The organism is Bradyrhizobium sp. ISRA442, assembly GCF_038085055.1.
Classification (GTDB): domain Bacteria; phylum Pseudomonadota; class Alphaproteobacteria; order Rhizobiales; family Xanthobacteraceae; genus Bradyrhizobium.
This window is the reverse complement of sequence record NZ_JALGCN010000007.1, coordinates 33,164-49,046: the sequence shown is the minus strand read 5'-3', so window position 1 is coordinate 49,046 and position 15,883 is coordinate 33,164. Positions and strand designations below refer to the sequence as shown.

The 15,883-nt window shown below is 64.6% G+C and carries 20 protein-coding genes; 8 read left to right on the top strand and 12 right to left on the bottom strand.

Features of this window, described 5'->3' with window-relative positions:
* Nucleotides 1-28: 28 nt before the first annotated feature.
* From MTR72_RS16735 to MTR72_RS16720, 4 genes are all read right to left on the bottom strand, one after another.
* Nucleotides 29-1,066, bottom strand: coding sequence for an aspartate-semialdehyde dehydrogenase (locus MTR72_RS16735; RefSeq protein WP_341510689.1), 1,038 nt, complete (start codon nt 1,064-1,066; stop codon nt 29-31).
* 225 nt (nt 1,067-1,291) lie between these two features.
* Nucleotides 1,292-1,897, bottom strand: coding sequence for a PepSY domain-containing protein (locus tag MTR72_RS16730; protein ID WP_341510688.1), 606 nt, complete (start codon nt 1,895-1,897; stop codon nt 1,292-1,294).
* A gap of 259 nt (nt 1,898-2,156) precedes the next feature.
* Nucleotides 2,157-2,909, bottom strand: coding sequence for a TetR/AcrR family transcriptional regulator (locus MTR72_RS16725; protein WP_280963783.1), 753 nt, complete (start codon nt 2,907-2,909; stop codon nt 2,157-2,159).
* Between the two features lie 130 nt (nt 2,910-3,039).
* Nucleotides 3,040-4,149: a patatin-like phospholipase family protein gene (locus MTR72_RS16720; RefSeq protein ID WP_445819602.1), complete on the bottom strand. Its 1,110-nt coding sequence runs from the start codon at nt 4,147-4,149 to the stop codon at nt 3,040-3,042.
* 305 nt (nt 4,150-4,454) lie between these two features.
* Here MTR72_RS16720 and tgt point away from each other — a divergent pair, with 305 nt between their 5' ends.
* Nucleotides 4,455-5,588, top strand: coding sequence for a tRNA guanosine(34) transglycosylase Tgt (gene tgt, locus MTR72_RS16715; protein WP_341510687.1), 1,134 nt, complete (start codon nt 4,455-4,457; stop codon nt 5,586-5,588).
* On the opposite strand, the gene MTR72_RS16710 is transcribed toward tgt, so the two are convergent.
* Nucleotides 5,585-5,803 (bottom strand): hypothetical protein, encoded by a 219-nt coding sequence (locus MTR72_RS16710; RefSeq protein WP_280963785.1) that lies wholly within the window; start codon nt 5,801-5,803, stop codon nt 5,585-5,587. The two genes, tgt and MTR72_RS16710, sit on opposite strands and share 4 nt — an antisense overlap.
* Before the next feature lie 223 nt (nt 5,804-6,026).
* On the opposite strand from MTR72_RS16710, the gene cysK reads away from it, so the two are divergent.
* Together cysK and MTR72_RS16700 are read left to right on the top strand one after the other, a co-directional pair.
* Nucleotides 6,027-7,004, top strand: a complete 978-nt coding sequence (gene cysK / locus MTR72_RS16705; RefSeq protein WP_280963786.1) for a cysteine synthase A — start codon at nt 6,027-6,029, stop codon at nt 7,002-7,004.
* 3 nt (nt 7,005-7,007) lie between these two features.
* Complete coding sequence (locus MTR72_RS16700) at nt 7,008-7,247, top strand: BrnA antitoxin family protein (RefSeq protein ID WP_280963787.1); 240 nt, start codon at nt 7,008-7,010, stop codon at nt 7,245-7,247.
* A gap of 202 nt (nt 7,248-7,449) precedes the next feature.
* Here the strand turns inward: MTR72_RS16700 and MTR72_RS16695 are convergent, their stop codons facing one another.
* A complete protein-coding gene (locus MTR72_RS16695) occupies nt 7,450-8,886 on the bottom strand; it encodes a caspase family protein (RefSeq protein WP_341510686.1) in 1,437 nt (478 codons plus the stop codon).
* Nucleotides 8,887-9,091: 205 nt separating this feature from the next.
* On the bottom strand, nt 9,092-9,967 hold the full coding sequence (locus MTR72_RS16690) for a DMT family transporter (RefSeq protein ID WP_341510685.1): 876 nt from the start codon (nt 9,965-9,967) through the stop codon (nt 9,092-9,094).
* Between the two features lie 152 nt (nt 9,968-10,119).
* Here MTR72_RS16690 and MTR72_RS16685 point away from each other — a divergent pair, with 152 nt between their 5' ends.
* A complete protein-coding gene (locus MTR72_RS16685) occupies nt 10,120-10,518 on the top strand; it encodes a RidA family protein (protein WP_341510684.1) in 399 nt (132 codons plus the stop codon).
* Nucleotides 10,519-10,571: 53 nt separating this feature from the next.
* Here the strand turns inward: MTR72_RS16685 and MTR72_RS16680 are convergent, their stop codons facing one another.
* From MTR72_RS16680 to MTR72_RS16670, 3 genes are all read right to left on the bottom strand, one after another.
* Nucleotides 10,572-11,123, bottom strand: coding sequence for a hypothetical protein (locus MTR72_RS16680; RefSeq protein WP_341510683.1), 552 nt, complete (start codon nt 11,121-11,123; stop codon nt 10,572-10,574).
* Nucleotides 11,068-11,418, bottom strand: coding sequence for a hypothetical protein (locus tag MTR72_RS16675; RefSeq protein ID WP_280963792.1), 351 nt, complete (start codon nt 11,416-11,418; stop codon nt 11,068-11,070). The genes MTR72_RS16680 and MTR72_RS16675 overlap by 56 nt, the downstream gene beginning before the upstream one ends.
* Nucleotides 11,419-11,591: 173 nt before the next feature.
* Nucleotides 11,592-12,179, bottom strand: coding sequence for a formyltransferase family protein (locus MTR72_RS16670; protein WP_341510682.1), 588 nt, complete (start codon nt 12,177-12,179; stop codon nt 11,592-11,594).
* A 170-nt stretch (nt 12,180-12,349) separates the two neighbouring features.
* On the opposite strand from MTR72_RS16670, the gene MTR72_RS16665 reads away from it, so the two are divergent.
* The 3 genes from MTR72_RS16665 (at nt 12,350) to MTR72_RS16655 (ending at nt 13,090) form a co-directional block, all read left to right on the top strand.
* Complete coding sequence (locus tag MTR72_RS16665) at nt 12,350-12,529, top strand: hypothetical protein (RefSeq protein WP_280963794.1); 180 nt, start codon at nt 12,350-12,352, stop codon at nt 12,527-12,529.
* A 64-nt stretch (nt 12,530-12,593) separates the two neighbouring features.
* Nucleotides 12,594-12,752: a hypothetical protein gene (locus MTR72_RS16660; protein WP_341510681.1), complete on the top strand. Its 159-nt coding sequence runs from the start codon at nt 12,594-12,596 to the stop codon at nt 12,750-12,752.
* 122 nt (nt 12,753-12,874) lie between these two features.
* Nucleotides 12,875-13,090 carry a hypothetical protein gene (locus MTR72_RS16655; protein WP_280963796.1) on the top strand — a complete coding sequence of 72 codons (216 nt, stop codon included), beginning with the start codon at nt 12,875-12,877 and terminating at the stop codon, nt 13,088-13,090.
* A 6-nt stretch (nt 13,091-13,096) separates the two neighbouring features.
* Here MTR72_RS16655 and MTR72_RS16650 read toward each other — a convergent pair whose 3' ends face one another.
* Nucleotides 13,097-13,399, bottom strand: coding sequence for a hypothetical protein (locus MTR72_RS16650; RefSeq protein WP_280963797.1), 303 nt, complete (start codon nt 13,397-13,399; stop codon nt 13,097-13,099).
* A gap of 208 nt (nt 13,400-13,607) precedes the next feature.
* Here MTR72_RS16650 and MTR72_RS16645 point away from each other — a divergent pair, with 208 nt between their 5' ends.
* On the top strand, nt 13,608-13,832 hold the full coding sequence (locus tag MTR72_RS16645) for a hypothetical protein (RefSeq protein ID WP_341510680.1): 225 nt from the start codon (nt 13,608-13,610) through the stop codon (nt 13,830-13,832).
* A gap of 8 nt (nt 13,833-13,840) precedes the next feature.
* Here the strand turns inward: MTR72_RS16645 and MTR72_RS16640 are convergent, their stop codons facing one another.
* Entirely contained in the window at nt 13,841-15,883 is a 2,043-nt protein-coding gene (locus MTR72_RS16640; RefSeq protein ID WP_341510679.1) for an acetoacetate--CoA ligase, read from the bottom strand.

Genomic DNA, 15,883 nt, shown 5'->3' with positions numbered 1-15,883 from the left:
CGCTAACCCACCCTACGGATCTTCCTCGTTACGCCATTACCCGTTGCGGCAGCAGCTCTGCGATCTGCACCGCATTCAGCGCCGCGCCCTTGAGGAGCTGATCCGCCGCCACGAACATCGAGATCGAATGCCCTGAGGGATCGCTGAGGTCCTTGCGGATGCGGCCGACCAGGACGTCATCCTGGCCCGAGGCGTCGACCGGCATCGGGAAGTAGTTCTTGGCGCGGTCGTCGACGATCTTCACGCCAGGGGCCTGCGCCATGATCGCGCGGACCTGATCCTCAGTGATCGGCTTCTCGCATTCGAAGGTGATGGCCTCGCAATGGGCGCGCAGCACCGGCACGCGCACGCAGGTCACGCCGACCGCGATCTTCTCGTCCTCGAAGATCTTGCGGGTCTCCTTGATGACCTTGGTCTCTTCGTCGTTGTAGCCGGTCTCGGGATCAACGGCCGTGTTGTGGTTGAAGAGATTGAAGGCGTAGGGGTGCGGCATCACCTTGGGCGTATAGACCTGCCCGTTGAGATTGGCGCGGGTGGACTCAACAAGCTCGTCCATCGCCGCCGCGCCGGCGCCGCTGGCGGCCTGGTAGGTCGAGATGATCACACGCTTGATGCGGTTCTTCTGGTGGATCGGCCAGAGCGGCACCAGCGCGGTGATAGCGGCGCAGTTCGGGTTGGCAATGATGCCCTTGTGGTCGCGGATGCGGTTCGCGTTGATCTCGGGGATCACCAGCGGCACGTTCGGGTCCATACGGAACGCCGAGGAGTTGTCGACCACGACCGCGCCGGACTTGACCGCGATCGGCGCGTACTTCCTTGAAATGCTGCCGCCGGCGGAGAACAGGGCGATGTCGACGCCGTCGAAGGACCGCTCGGTGAGCTCCTCGATGACGACAGCCTTGCCGCGGAACGACACCGTCTTGCCGGCCGAGCGGGCGCTCGCCAGCGCCTTCAGCTTGCCGACGCGAAAGCCGCGCTTGTCCATGGTGGCGATGAATTCGGCGCCCACCGCACCGGTGACGCCGACAATCGCGACGACGGGATCGTTACTCACTTTCTCCTCCATTGAGCTGCAGACAACAAAAAAGCCCCGGACCATCGAGGGCGGGGCTTCGGTAGAGCTGATGCGTTCAGTCGACGACTACGCGCGCACGCCTCCCCGGGCCCCGAAGGCCGTGGTGGTTTTGGTCGTGCGTTTCGTGATCGTGAACATGGCGGCGACTTATGCGGGAGAGTTTTGCGCCCGTCAATGGCCTTTCGGCGGGATTGTGGCCGCGGGCGGGACCTGCCGCTATTTGGTCCGGGCACCCGGAGGCTCGAGGATGACCTCCTTGAGATCGTCGCCGCTGATGACGACGATCGCGAAATTCAGCCGGCCGCGCTCACGCACGAGCCCGCCGCTGATCGCCTTGCCGGACGCCGCGCGCTCGGCGACGCGCACGGCATCCGCGAGGCGGTGCCGGATCGCGCCAAGCGCTGCGAGGTTGTTGCGATCCTCCGCGTCGAGTTGGGTCAGGGGCAGGGCGGCTTCGCCGCCGATGACTTCGCCGGTCGCGGCATTGATGGTGTGCCGCCAGATGCGGTCGTTGTGCAGGGTCTTCACCCGGTAGACCGGCACGCCCGAGGCGCCGTCGAAGCTCACATCGGCCGTGGTCGCGCCGGCATGCCGTGCTTCGGCGATCGTCATGGCCTGACTCAGCGAGATCGTGGAGCTGCGGAAGCGCTCGATCTCGCGGCTGACCTCTTGACGGTCGGCCTCGGCGTCACCGTCCGTTTCGTTGTGAAGGGCGGCGGGCGTGCCGCTGGTCGTGACGATCGCGCGCGCCGGCGCCGCAACGAGCAGCGCCGCCAGAGCGATCGCAAACAATTGCCACGAAGTTCGTCTGGCTGTCGTCATCCTCGAATCCTCGCCGCCGGGCGGGCCGCATCATACACCAAACAAGACGCGGCCGACCTTGGGCATCGGTCGGCCGCGGAGCGTCGCAACGGGCCGGAGCTCGTCGCGGCGATCGAAGTCTGAAAGGCGGTGCGTACCCTTTGGGGCTGGTGAAAACGGGTCCGTACCTGCTTATAATGAAACCATACCGTATCGTTTTATTTTAGTCAACGACCGGAGCGTCGTGCCGTGTGGATAGCTCGCGGAGCTCACGCAATTGTCAGCGGGACGGGCGCCGTCGTGCGTTGGCCTTGCCGGCGCCTTGAATGCGGTCCGCGGGCCCCAGCGCGCCGGTCAGGAACAGCCTGATCGCCGCCCGCATGCGCTTTTCGGCCGACTTGATCTCGAGCGGCATGCCAAATGTCGCCATGCGATGGGTGTGACCGACGACGACATCGAGAAACACCTCGGCCGCGATGGTGGTGTCCTCGACGTCGAGAGCGCCCTGCGTCACGAGGTGATCGAAGAAGCGCGCCGTCGTGGCGACGGCTTTCAGCCAGCCTTCCTCCTTGCCGAGCTTGGCAATGTCGGGGAAGTTGATGGCCTGTGACGTCATCATGCGGCTGAAGGCCATGGCGTCGGGGCCGCAGGTGAACGTCAGCATCTCCCTCCCGACCTCGACCAGCCGCTGCTCGACCGAGATGTCCGAGGAGCTGCCGAACTGGGTTTCGGCTGCCGCGGACAGCGGGGCAAGCCAGCGGTCGATTTCGCGCCTCAGCACGGCCGTGAACAGCCCGCGCTTGTCGCCGTAACGGGAATAGACGGTGGGCTTGCTGACGCGGGCCGCTTCCGCGACCGCATCGAGCGAGGTTGCGTCAAAGCCGCGGTCCAGGAACAGGCGGGTGGCGACCTCGATCAGGCGCTGATCGCGCTCGAGCGCGGCGCTCTTCGTCGGTCGGCCGCCGCGCGATTTCGGCACCTCGCGTCTTACGGAGCGCGTTGGCGTTCTTGTCTTGGTCGCAGTCAATCCCATGCCCAATGATTCCTGCGCGTTCCCAATGTCGTCATTCGCTCTATATCGCGCAGGGACGGGGGCGTCATCGCGAATCTGGCCGAATTGGCCGTATCGTCAACGGTTTCGAAAGGGCGCCGTTCCCCGGTGGTCACGGCAGCGCCGAGGTCCAGGCCTGACCGCTTGCTGCCTTCTCATATCCATACTGATACAGCGCGCGCATGTAGGCGGTGTCGAACCCTTCCGAGGGCGGCGCTGGATAGTCGCGCTCGATATAGGACAGATGGAAGCCCAGCCGGTTGCGTTTGGCGAAGTCGTAGGTCGAGAAGATGATCGAGCGGGTCTGCGACTGGGTGATCGATGACAGGCTGCGCGAGGCGACATCGATGGTGCTGTTCGACACGAGCTCGAAGTTTCGTTCGATCTTCTTGTTGACGAGGATGTAGATGTCCATCTTCGCGTTGCCGGGCAGACGTCCCTGGAAGAGCAGGGCTTCCGGCAGCGTTAGCACCGGGGCTGTCACGCCGCCGTCGACATGCATCTCCTGAAACCGCCGGCCCTGGCCCTCGGCTTCGATCAGGATGGGCGGAAACACCAGGGGAATGCTGGCGGAGGCCGCCATCACGTCGCGAAACAGGTGCAGCGCTTCGGGCGTGCCGACCGCGGCGATCTTGCCCATGTCCCAGATGGCGGTCCGCTGGGTGTCGAGATCTGTCGTCACGACCAGCAGTTTCCGGCCCTTGGCATTTTCGTGTGCGACCTGCGCGAGGATCTCCGGCCCGACGTAGCGTGCCACCAACTCGCGCAGCCGCTTATTGCCGAACAGGCCGGATCCGAACAGCACCCGGATGATGCTGGGATCATTCAAAAGGCTCTCCGCGATGCCGCTGGTGTAGACCTCCCGCAGCGTGTCGTCGTACTGGGGCCCGAGGAATGCAAACGGCGCGATCAGGCCGCCGGTGCTGACGCCGGAGACGACCGAGAAGGTGGGACGGGTGCCGGCCCTGCTCCAACCATTCAGCACGCCAACGCCATAAGCGCCGTCGGCGCCGCCGCCGGAGAGCGCCAGATAGGTTCGGCTCGCGGCGCTATACTCTTTTTCGAAGCTGAACTTCGTGATGGGCTCGTCGGCGTAGCGCCGCAAGCCGTCGATGTCGAGGACGCGTGAGGTGCTGGCCTCGGCCGCGGTGTAGGGCGTCCGCGGCAGGGAGGTGCAGGCGGTCAGCGCGACGCTGCACGCCACCGCTGCCGACGCGAACAAGCGAGAGGCAGCCAGTTTGATCCAATCACCGGAGGCGATGGGCACATCAGTCGAGTGTGAAGAGGAATGCATGGGTTGGCGGCGGGAGATCACGCAAATGCTGCCGCAGTCAGCGTTGCCGCGGTGTCTCGTCCAGCCTCCTTTTGATAAAACTATACTGTATCGTTTTATTTAACAAGCCGCCGTGTTCCCCAAGTCCGCGATAACAAGTCTGGATAAATTGTGTCCCAGCTTGGGGCAGAGGCCGCTCCAACGGCGTCTCGGGCGGGTTGATTGGCTTCGCTCGACACGCAATAAGCACCGCCATGAGTCTCCCCAATCATTTCGAGTTGCTCGCCACCGATGGCGCCGCGCGTACCGGCCGCCTGACCACGCCGCACGGCGTGGTGCGGACGCCCGCGTTCATGCCGGTCGGCACCGCCGGCGCGATGAAGGGCATGCACTGGCGCGAGGTGCGCGATGCCGGCGCCGACATCGTGCTCGGCAACACCTACCACCTGATGCTGCGTCCTGGCGCCGAGCGCATCGCGGCGCTGGGAGGCTTGCAGAGGTTTACCGGCTGGAACGGGCCGATGCTCACGGATTCCGGCGGCTTCCAGGTGATGTCGCTGTCCGACCTGCGCAGGGTCAGCGAGAAGGCCGTGACGTTCCGCTCGCATATCGACGGCGCCAAGGTGGAGCTGTCACCTGAACGCTCGATCGAGGTGCAGCGCTTCCTCGGCTCAGACATCGCCATGCAGATGGACGAATGCGTGCGGCTGCCGGCCGAGCGCGACGACATCGATCGCGCGATGCGATTGTCGCTGCGCTGGGCCGAACGCTCCAAGCGTGCCTTCGAGAGCGCACCCGACGGTTACATGCTGTTCGGCATCGTACAGGGCGGCGACATACCGCAGCTCCGTCACGCCAGCGCGCAGGGCCTCGTCGAAATCGGATTTCACGGCTATGCGATCGGCGGCCTTGCCGTCGGCGAACCGCAACAGGTGATGCTGGCGATGATCGACGAGACGGCACCGGCGCTGCCATCCGACCGGCCGCGCTACCTCATGGGCGTCGGCACGCCGGACGACATTCTCGAAGCGGTGAAGCGCGGCGTCGACATGTTCGATTGCGTGATGCCGACGCGCAATGGCCGGCATGGCGTCGCCTTCACGCGCTTCGGCCAGGTCAACCTGCGCAATGCGCGACACGCCGACGATTCCCGTCCTCTGGATGAAGAGAGCTCATGGCCGGCGACGCGCAACTATGCGCGCGCCTATCTCCACCATCTCGTCAAGGCGGGCGAGACGCTGGGGGCGATGCTGCTGTCCGAGATCAATGTCGCTTACTACCAGTTCCTGATGCAGGGCATCAGGGACGCGATCTCACACGGAAAGTTCGAAGAATTCTATCAGCGTACGCGCGAGGACTGGGCGAGGGGCGACATCGCCCCGCGCTAGTTGCACGTAAACCGCGATTTGACGGCGTGCTTGGTCACGAAGCCATAGCCGCAGGTGTCGCAAGTCCAGAGATAGCTGATCACGTGGTCCGAGACATAGGCAGAAGCTTCGGCGGCGACCATCGAGTCGGCGCAGACGGGACAGGTGGGCAACTCGCTGCAACGCGGATAGCGGTTCAGCGCGACGGTCGACAACACTTCAGCAACTGCTGACATCGTGGTGACCTCCCTGCTTTAAGACGTAAGTCTAACATAAGCAGAATCAGTTGACGAGGTCGCAACACAAATACGTTGGTTTTCTAATATCTGCAGCTCACGCGATTTTGCGATGCAGCGTATTTAACATGTGCCGCATTGCCGCTTGCGTGTCGCCATAAGCTGTCTGTAACTGCGCGAAAGCTGCGATCAGAGCGCGAATTGTTGTCACAGGGAGTTCATCATGGACGCACCGTCCACCACGGGTGCAGCGCACCAACCCGGCCGCGGCCGGGTCTACGATTCGATCGTCGAGGCCTTTGGCGATACGCCGATCGTGCGACTGCGCCGCCTGCCGGGCATGCACGGCGTGAACGCGACCATTTTGGCAAAACTTGAATATTTCAATCCGGCTGCGAGCGTGAAGGATCGCATCGGCGCGGCCATGATCATCGCGATGGAGAAGGCCGGTATCATCAAGCCGGACACCGTGCTGATCGAACCGACCTCGGGCAACACCGGCATCGCGCTCGCTTTCGTCGCCGCCTCGCGCGGCTATCGCCTCAAGCTGGTGATGCCGGAATCCATGTCGATCGAGCGACGCAAGATGCTGGCGTTCCTCGGTGCGGAGCTGGTGTTGACGCCGGCCGCTCAGGGCATGAACGGCGCGATCGCCGCCGCGGAAGAACTGCTCAAGACAACGCCGAACTCGGTGATGCCGCAGCAGTTCAAGAACCTCGCCAATCCCGAAGTGCACCGCCGCACCACCGCGGAGGAAATCTGGAACGACACCGGCGGCAACATCGATATTTTCGTCGCCGGTGTCGGCACCGGCGGCACCATCACCGGCGTCGGCCAGGTGCTCAAGCCGCGCAAGCCCTCGTTGCGGGTGGTCGCCGTCGAGCCTGAGGAAAGTCCCGTGCTGTCGGGCGGTCAGCACAGCCCGCACAAGATCCAGGGTATCGGCGCCGGCTTCGTTCCCGAGATTCTCGACCGCTCCGTGATCGACGAGATCGTGAAGATCAACTCCACGACAGCCATCGATGCCTCGCGGGCGCTGGCGCGGCACGAAGGCATCCCGGGCGGCATCTCCTCGGGCGCTGCAATTGCCGCCGCGCTCCAAATCGGCAAGCGACCGGAAGCTGCGGGAAAAACTATCCTGGCGGTGGTACCGTCCTTCTCCGAGCGCTATCTTTCGACGGCGCTGTTTGAGGGGATCTAGGACATGGCGGATCAACCGAGGCGGCCGCGGACACTGGCCGATGCCAGGACTGAGGCTGAGGCTGCGTTCAAGAAGGTGACCGCCAAGGTCGCCGAGGCGCCGCCGAAGAAGAACGTAGCGCCCGGCGTCAGGGAGCAGGTCACGCTGCGCATCGACCAGGACGTGCTCGAGTTCTTCCAGGCGGCCGGTCCCGGCTGGCAGGACCGGATCAACGAGGCGCTGCGCAAGGCGGCGGGGAAGTAGGCATTTCTCCGCGCATTCCGCCCTGGCCCCTCATCCTGAGGAGCGCGCCTTTTGCGCGCGTCTCGAAGGATGAAGGCCGACGCTGCGAGAGCTGGGCCTTCATGGTTCGAGACGGCGCTTGCGCGCCTCCTCACCATGAGGGACGAAAGAAAAAAGCCCGGGGCGAGCCGGGCTTTTTGTGTTTGGGATCTACGTCAAAGCCTCAACGGCGGAACATGCCGCCCATCATGCCGCCGACGACGCCGCCCACGAAGGCCGCGCCGGCATCGCTGGGGCCGCTGCTGCGCTGGGGCGCAGGCGCGCTGCTGGGCGCGGGGGCGCTGCTGGCGCGTCGGGCCGGCTTGGCGCTGTCAGCGCTCGCGGTCGGCGGGGCAGCCACGATCTCGGCGAGCAGGGCCTTGTGCTGCAGCTTGTTGAGATAGCCGGACGACGGATAACCGCGCGCGGCCTGCCAGCGCTTGATCACCGAACGAGTCTCCTCGCTGAATGCACCGGTGACTTTGGTATCGAAGCCGAGACCGGTCAGGCGACGCTGCACATCGCGGCGCTGCCCCTTGTCGAGCCCGATCTGGTCCTCGGTGAGCTGGGTGGCTTCATCAGTGAAGGTCGCCGGATCGACACCCGCGTTGAGGTTGCGGGTCGTGGTCGACGGTCCGCTCTTGATCGCCGCCAGTCGCGCCAGCGCCAGCGCCTTGAACTGGCCGTTCGGATAGGCGGAGAGATAGGCGTTGAGCTCTTCCGGCTTGTTGCTCTCCTTGACCGAGCGCCAGTACTCGAGCTCGAGATTGGCCGCATCGGCGTTGGGGCCGCTCACGGCTGCCGGCACGCTGCCAGCCGCAGTCGGCGCCGCGTTGGCAACCTGGGCCGTCGGGGCCTGATTGAGGTAGACTGCGCCGATCAGGTTGGTGTGGCCCCATGGAAGCTGGCCCTTGTGGGTCTCTTCGTTGACCTGGGCGCGCACCGAAGTCATCGCCTGCTGGATCTCGACGCCGGGCTTGGTGATGTTGTCGATCAGCGCGCGAGTGAACGGGCTGTTGTTGCCTTCCTGGCCGTCGAGCGCGGTCTGGCCCGGGCCGGTCGCGAATGCGATCAGCGTGCCTTCACCCGACTTCATCTCGGCGAGACCGCTCTGCACGTTGACGCTGCGGGTCGCCGAGTTCGACTTGATCTTGGCGGCAAAGGGATTGTCACGGCAGGCGTCGAGGAAGACCAGCTTGACCTTGGCATCACCCATGGTCTGGTCGAGCGTCAGGTCGATGTTGATGGCTGCGCCGAGCTTGACGTCCATTTCCGATTTGATGTCGGCGTCGACAGGCAGAAGGTAATTGGTGCCGCCGACGGCGATGCCGTGACCGGCGTAGTAGAACACGGCGATGTCGGAGCCCTGCGCCTTGCGGCCGAAGTCCAGGAGCTTTTCCGTCATCTGGTCGCGGCTGAGATTGGCCCCTTCGATCACCTCGAAGCCGACATTGCGCAGCGTGGCCGCCATCGCCTTGGCGTCGATCGGCGGATTCGGCAATTGCGCAACGTTCTTGTAGGCGCCGTTGCCCACGACGAAAGCGACACGGCGGTCGGCCTTCGCGGCGCTGACCGACAACGCCATGCACATCAGCGAGACGAGGAGGGTGAGATAGCGCATCTGAAATCCCCAACAGAATCGAATTACAGGCAGCAACAAATTGGCAGCGAAACTACACGAAGTGCCGGACTTCGTGCCACCAAAAGGCGGTTCGCCTGGTCCAAACCCGTTACTGTGTGGCCGAATGTGCACGATGGAATGCCCCTCGAGCGTGATCCAAATCACGCTCGACCACTTTGTTTGGTCGTCCGAGCGGGCTTGTGGTTCATTGCGCGCGGGCGGGAATGGGCACAGTCGGCTTCAAATTCAGGAGGTTACCAAACAGGATCAGCGCAGCGCCAAGCACGGTCCAGGCGTCGAGCCGCTCAGAATACAGGAGCCAGCCGGCGGTCGCGGTCAGCGGCACCCGCAGGAAGTCCATCGGCACGACGATGGTCGCGTCCGTATAGCGCATCGCGCTGGCGAGGCAGTAATGCGAAAACGTGCCGCAGATGGCGATGACGATCATCCAGGCCCAGGCATAGGGTGTCGGCCAGGTCCAGACGAACAGGGTCGGAACGAAGCCTGCGACAGATTGCACCACCAGCATCCAGAACAGGATCGACAGGGCGGTTTCCGTGCGGGTCAGCGATTTGACCAGCGCCATCGATATCCCGAAACCCATGGCGGCGCCGAGCGCAATGAGCTGGCCCGGATTGATCTCGCCGGTTGCGGGCCGGACGATGACGACGACGCCGACAAGGCCGAGCACGATCGCGGCGGTCTTCCAGGGTGTGATGCGCTCCGACAAGAAGCTCGCCGCGAGGATCGCGGTCCAGATCGGCATGGTGAATTCGATCGCCACGACCTGACCGATCGGTATCAGCGTCAGCGCGAAGAACCAGCCGAGTTGGGCGACGTAGTGCACCAGATTGCGCCCGATGTGCTGCGGCAGCCGCGTTGTCCGCAGCACCTTGAAACCGCCGGCGCGGTAAATGATCGGGGAGAGCAGCACGAAGCCGAGCAGCGAGCGCACCTCCATGATCTGGAAGACGTTCAGCTCGCGCGTCGTCTCGCGCCCGGCAACCGCCATGATCAGCATCAGCGACAGCCAACCGGCCATCCACAGCGCAGCCATCATTTTGGACGGTGTCGTGCTCATCGGCGCAAAGTGCAGGAGGAGAGAATCCGAGGGAGATCTCCGGTATCGGTGACATCAACGCAGTTTGCAACGGCCAAATCTGCGGATGCAGCGATGCATGGCGGCGTGCTAAGGCTGCACCGAACAACAAGAAAATCGGGAGGTCTTCGCTCATGCGTATCTTGCAGCCGGCCGGATGGTCGGAACCGCGCGGCTTTTCCCACGGCGTGGTGGTGGAAGGACCGGGCCGATGGGTGGTGCTGGCCGGGCAGACCGGCGGCGATGAGACCGGGAATTACGCGCCGGACCTTGCGGCCCAGGTCGCGACCGCACTCAAGCGGATCGTCAAGCTTCTGGCGGAAGCCGGCGCCGGCCCAGAGCACATCGTCCGCCTGACCTGGTATCTGACCAGCCGCAGCGACTATGAGGCCGCCGGCCCTGGTATCGGCGCGGCCTGGAAGGAGACGCTCGGGCGCAATTTCCCGCCTTCGACCCTGCTTTACATCGGAGGGCTGGTGGATGAGCGGGCCAAGGTCGAAATCGAGGTAACGGCGTTCATTCCGACCGCCTGAACGCAAACGATCCGGCGCGGGCGCCGGATCGTTTGTCGCGTCGTGATAGCGGCTTAGCGCGACATCGTGATGTTGGCGCCGCGGAACTGGCTGTCCGCGCGCATCGTGACGGTCTGCTTGTTGCCGCTGGTTCTCAGCGCGATGTTGGCGTTGAAGCCGGCGCCAGCGGTCGAGGCAACCACCTCGAAGTTGCCGCCGCCGCCGCGGCCCTGCAGGGAGCCGCTGATATTACGGCTGGCCTCGCTCCAGGCGCCTGTGATGGCGCTGCCTTCGGCACGCACACTGGCGGCGAGGTTGAACTTGTAGGCATCGCTGGCGCAGGTCAGCGACATCTCCATGGTCGGGCCGACGGGCGCATATTTGGCCCGGCAGCGGATGCGCTCGGTAGATCCGTCATCGAGGATGACGGTACCGGCGCCGCTCCACGTGCCCGCCATCGGCGCGAACGGACCGGCTTGGGCGTGGCTCTCGGAGTTGGCGATTGATCCCACAAACAAAACGGCGGCCGCCATCAGCAGCCGCCGGTTTCGGGCACGAGCCTCAGTTGGTTTATTGGCGCGATGCTTCCCAGCGCCCGCTGCACGGTATGCCTGCTGATGCTCCATTCCACTTCCCCGATCCGGCGTTGCCGTTGAGTTGACCGTTGGCATATGCACCATTGATCGAAACCCGCACAAGACCCTCACGGCCGATGGTGCCGGAAACGTTAGCGCCGGGCGCGGTGATCCTGCCATCGGCAACGGTCAGCATGGAGCTCGCGGTGGGCTCGCAGGAGCCGGTCTTCGTCACAATCGTGACCTGCCAGTTGCCGTCATAGGGGTTCTGGGCGAAGGCGGGAGCGGTGAGGGTACCGGTGAAAACTGAAGCGGCACAGATCACCGCAATGCGAGCAAAACGCATGAATTCCGTCCTTGAATATGTCTAAGATGTTGACGCTTTATTCGGGCGAAATGTGACAGAAGTTTGTTGCAATGCCAAAGCGAAAATTGTTCCTGTGGAAACAATAGTTTATTTGCAATTCCGGCTTCGATTTTTGAAGTGGAATCAACGCGGCTGGCCGTTAAGGGTAAACGTCAGGCAAGACTCGGCGCCGAGGTCGCGAACTGCTCGTCCTGAGGCTTGGCCGGCAGCGCCTTGTGCACCGTGGCGTAGTCGATCACGTCGGCCAGCAGCTTGAGGCCGAGGGGGGCCAGCGCGCGCTCCCACAACTCACGCGCGGTCTCGCCCTTCTTGACGAAGCACCAGTCCTGGGCGGCGATCGCGCCGGCATCCATGCGCTCGGCGAGGTGGTAGATGGTGCCGCCGGCGATCGGGTCGCCTTCCTTGATGGTCCATTCGACCGCGGCCTTGCCGCGATGACGGGGCAGCAGCGACGGGTGGTAGCCGATCCCGCCCAGCTTGGCCGCGACGAGCGCGTCCCGGCCGACCCGGGCGTGGCTGTGCGCCGTGATGATCAGGTCGGTGTCGGGCGCAATCTCCGAGGCCACCACCAGCTTTGGATTGGCCTGAACCACCACATCGATGCCGGCGGCTTTGGCCGCCGCGGCCAGGCGATCCTCGCCGTCGGCCACCACGACCCGCACCACAGGCACGCCGTGCTCCCGGAGCATGTTCAGGGTGGTCACGCCGAAATGGCGGGAGCCGACGAGGGTAATGCGCATGGGCTTCTGTTCCGTCTCGCAACTGCGTCATCCCCCGATAACATGTTGGGACGCTCTGTCACCACCCGCGGGGCATTTGCGCCGGTTATCAACAATGCGCACAAATAGGGTCGTATCGAACCGGCGGCCGCCTCATTGCGTCCAACACCCGTCCAAGTTGGGGGAATGCCGTGTCGAGATGGCCGAAACTGATGCTGATGAGCGGGATCACATCGGCGCTGCTGATCTATGAGATCACGAGCGCGACGGAGGCGCCGAGCCAGGCGCTCGCCATCCTGCAATACGCGCTGCTGGCATGTGGGCTGATCGGGCTGCTCGGCTCGATCGTGATGTATGTGCAGGAGCGATGAACGTCACATTGCGCCTTGCGCGATCGTTGCCGCGTCGCCGGCAGACTACGGAAGGCCCGTTCCTGTGTTCGATTCCGGACAGAACGAGCCGCCGCCTGCCGCTACACTCGGCGAACCGGGGCTGGCGACATTTCATCCCGCATCCATTTTCGAACCCGGTAAAGCCGCTGGCATGATCGCCAGCGGCTTTTTCATGCCGCGCGGTGAAATCATCGAACGGTAACACGATCTCAACCAGCTTCGCGTATCGACGAATCTGTCGCGGATTTGTATTGCGTACCGCGACACTGAAAATGTCCCGCCGGCGCCAATGCCGTGCGGGGTTTTCTGCCGGGACCGATTTGGATGCCGAGCGCGATTGAGCAGATCGTCGACACCTATGTCCGCCTGAAGAACCGCCGCGGCCTGGATGAGCTGATGATGCACAGGCAACGGCTCGCGGTCGATCTCAAGAGCAGGTCCGGCTACGATTTCAGTCTGCCGATCGGCCAGATCGATGCGGAGATCGCAATCATCGAGGCCGGCATCGGGCGGCTGAAGGCGGCTAGCGCCGCAGCCTGAGACGCGTCAGTCCCGCTTGCCGCCGTCGATGACGGTGAACAGCGGCCGCGCCGGCGTCGGCTCGACCAGCAATTCCTCCACCAGCGCAGTAGCCGCATCGACATATTTGCGCGTCGGCCGGTCAAGGGGGCGCGTGGCCTCGTCGTTGAGCGCGACCTTGGCGGCCTCGACGAGCTTGCGCATCCGGATCGCATGGTCGTCGCCGGCTGTCAGCGTCGCGCGCGCCAGCGAGCGCAGCACGAACAGCTCGCCTTCGAGGCGGAGCAGGCGATCGTTCAGTTTGGTCAGGACGGCGTTGAGGTCCGGCATCACAGAGCATTGGGGTCGCGGAGGATCCGTCCTGATCTAGCGACGATGGGTGAACGGACTCCAAATGCCATCAGCGCAATTCGGCAGATCTTCGCGAAGCGGTGGCATCCGCGATGCCGCCGATGTGACCGGTCGTGACCTCGCGGCGCGTGGGCGGGGCAGGGTTCCCGGACCACATCAGGACGGGTGGATTTCTGGAGCACATTCAATGCGGTCCGTCCTGGCCTTGGCTCTCTTGATCTCGGCATGCAGCGCAGCCGCTGCAGCGCCGGCGCGTCGCGCCCACCCGCGGCCACATGCCGTGCCACATGAGGTGGTTCGGCCCGCCGAGAATTCAGCCGTTCCGCCCGGCTGGTACAAGTTTCCCGGCTATCCGCCGATCCCGCCGTCGGAGAACAGGAATCTCGATCCCTCCAACTACGGCGGCGGCTGATTGCCGCTTCAAGCTGCGGTTCGCGCGAGGTAGTCGCGCGCGAACGCGAGGTACCAGTCGAGGCAGGCGGGATTGGCCATCGCCTCCTTGTTGATGACCTTCTCGACGGGATGGCCGAGCAGCAGCTTCTTGATCGGCAGCTCCTGCTTCTTGCCCGAGAGGGTGCGCGGAATCTCGGCGACCGCGAAGATCTCGTTCGGCAAGAATCTGCGCGACAGGCCGGCCTCGATCGCCTTGTTGATCTTCGCCTGCATCGCGCCGTCGAGCGCGATGCCCTCGCGCAGCACCACGAACAGCGGCATGTAGCTGTCGCGGCCGAGATATTCGAGGTCGACGACGAGGGAGTCGAGCACCTCCGGCAGCGCCTCGATTGCGGAATAGAGCTCGCTCGTGCCCATGCGCAGGCCGTGGCGGTTGATGGTCGCATCGCTGCGGCCGTAGATCACGCAGGAGCCGTCGGGATTGATCTTGAGCCAGTCGCCGTGCCGCCACACCGGTCCCCGGCCACTACCGTCGAAATTGTCCGGATAGGTCTCGAAATAGCTGGAGCGGTAGCGCACGTCGCCCTTGTCGTTCCAGAAATAGAGCGGCATCGACGGCATCGGCTCGGTACAGACGAGCTCGCCGACCTCGTCGATCACGGCGCGGCCCTGTTCGCTGAAAGCTTCCACGGCGGCGCCGAGCAGGCGGCACTGCATCGCGCCCGGCGTCTGCGGCAGCTCGCGGTTGCCGCCGATGAAGGCGCCGGCGAAATCGGTGCCGCCGGAGATGTTCGCCCACCAGATGTCGGCTTGCGCCTTGCTGCCGTTGCGCTTCGACAGCGCCGCGAAGCGCGCGTTGAACCAGGCTTGCGTGTCGGCGCTGAGCGGCGAGCCGGTCGAGCCGAGGCAGCGCAGATGTGAGAGGTCGCCCGCAGCGGCGAGGTCGATCTCGGCCTTGGCGCAGCTTGCGAAGAATGCCGCGCCCGCGCCGAAGAAGGTCGACTTCGAGTCGGCGACGAAGCGCCACAACGTGGTCCAGTCCGGCTTGTCTTTGGGGCCGGCGGGACTGCCGTCGAAGATGCAGCAGGTGGTGCCGCTGAGCAGCCCGCCGACCTGACTGTTCCACATGATCCAGCCGGTCGAGCTGTACCAGTGATAGCGCTCGCCGAACGAGTTCTCGTGGTAGGAGCAGCCGATGTCGTTGTGCAGCCCGAGCAGCGCCAGCACCACGATGACGACGCCGCCATGGCCGTGCACGATCGGCTTTGGTAGGCCGGTGGTGCCGCTGGAGTAGACGATCCAGAGCGGATGGTCGAACGGCAGCCAGACCGGTTCGAACGCGTCGATCGCCGCACCGGTCCTTGCGAGAATGGCCGAGAGCAGAGCGTCGGGGGCCGCTGCTTCCGCGCCGTGCAGGATGACATGTTCGACCGTCGGCAGCGATCGGCGGAGCTCGCCAATGACATCGCTACGGTCGTGCCGCCGGCCTGCATAGGTGACGGCGTCGCAGGCGATCAGCACCTTCGGCTCGATCTGCTTGAAGCGGTCGATGACGGCAGGGGCGGCCATGTCGGGCGCGCAGACGCTCCAGACCGCGCCGACGCTGGCGGTGGCCAAAAACGCGATGATGGTCTCGGGGATGTTGGGCAGATAGGCCGCGACGCGGTCGCCAGGCTTGACGCCCATGTCGCGCAGATGCAGCGCGAGCGCGGCGGCCTTGCGCCTCAGCTCCGGCCAGCTCGTCTCGGTGAGGCGTCCGTCCTCGCCGCTGCTGACGATCGCGGGCAGGCCGGCGGCGTCCGCCGCCACGACGTGCCGGAACACCTGGCGCGCGTAGTTGACCTGCGCGCCGGGAAACCAGACCGCGCCGGGCATCTTGCGCTCGGTGATCACGGCCGAAAACGGCGTCGGCGACTGCAGATCGTAATAGTCCCAGATGCTGCGCCAGAAGCCCTCGAGATCGCGCACGGACCATTGCCGCATCTCCTCATAGCCGGCGAAGGAGAGGCCGCGCTGTTCAGCGAGCCAGCGGCGGTAGAGGGCGATCTGGGGGACGAAAGCTGCGGTCAT

Bases quoted from the DNA above. Each gene is read 5' to 3' on its own strand.
- MTR72_RS16700 (WP_280963787.1), top strand. From the start codon at position 7,008: ATGGCGGATCAACCGAGGCGGCCGCGGACACTGGCCGATGCCAGGACT.
- MTR72_RS16690 (WP_341510685.1), bottom strand. From the start codon at position 9,967: ATGAGCACGACACCGTCCAAAATGATGGCTGCGCTGTGGATGGCCGGT.
- MTR72_RS16645 (WP_341510680.1), top strand. From the start codon at position 13,608: ATGCGGTCCGTCCTGGCCTTGGCTCTCTTGATCTCGGCATGCAGCGCA.
- MTR72_RS16695 (WP_341510686.1), bottom strand. From the start codon at position 8,886: ATGCGCTATCTCACCCTCCTCGTCTCGCTGATGTGCATGGCGTTGTCG.
- MTR72_RS16710 (WP_280963785.1), bottom strand. From the start codon at position 5,803: ATGTCAGCAGTTGCTGAAGTGTTGTCGACCGTCGCGCTGAACCGCTAT.
- MTR72_RS16725 (WP_280963783.1), bottom strand. From the start codon at position 2,909: ATGGGATTGACTGCGACCAAGACAAGAACGCCAACGCGCTCCGTAAGA.
- MTR72_RS16685 (WP_341510684.1), top strand. From the start codon at position 10,120: ATGCGTATCTTGCAGCCGGCCGGATGGTCGGAACCGCGCGGCTTTTCC.
- cysK (WP_280963786.1), top strand. From the start codon at position 6,027: ATGGACGCACCGTCCACCACGGGTGCAGCGCACCAACCCGGCCGCGGC.
- MTR72_RS16650 (WP_280963797.1), bottom strand. From the start codon at position 13,399: ATGCCGGACCTCAACGCCGTCCTGACCAAACTGAACGATCGCCTGCTC.
- MTR72_RS16655 (WP_280963796.1), top strand. From the start codon at position 12,875: ATGCCGAGCGCGATTGAGCAGATCGTCGACACCTATGTCCGCCTGAAG.
- MTR72_RS16675 (WP_280963792.1), bottom strand. From the start codon at position 11,418: ATGCGTTTTGCTCGCATTGCGGTGATCTGTGCCGCTTCAGTTTTCACC.
- tgt (WP_341510687.1), top strand. From the start codon at position 4,455: ATGAGTCTCCCCAATCATTTCGAGTTGCTCGCCACCGATGGCGCCGCG.
- MTR72_RS16640 (WP_341510679.1), bottom strand. From the start codon at position 15,883: ATGACCGCAGCTTTCGTCCCCCAGATCGCCCTCTACCGCCGCTGGCTC.
- MTR72_RS16730 (WP_341510688.1), bottom strand. From the start codon at position 1,897: ATGACGACAGCCAGACGAACTTCGTGGCAATTGTTTGCGATCGCTCTG.
- MTR72_RS16735 (WP_341510689.1), bottom strand. From the start codon at position 1,066: ATGGAGGAGAAAGTGAGTAACGATCCCGTCGTCGCGATTGTCGGCGTC.
- MTR72_RS16680 (WP_341510683.1), bottom strand. From the start codon at position 11,123: ATGGAGCATCAGCAGGCATACCGTGCAGCGGGCGCTGGGAAGCATCGC.
- MTR72_RS16670 (WP_341510682.1), bottom strand. From the start codon at position 12,179: ATGCGCATTACCCTCGTCGGCTCCCGCCATTTCGGCGTGACCACCCTG.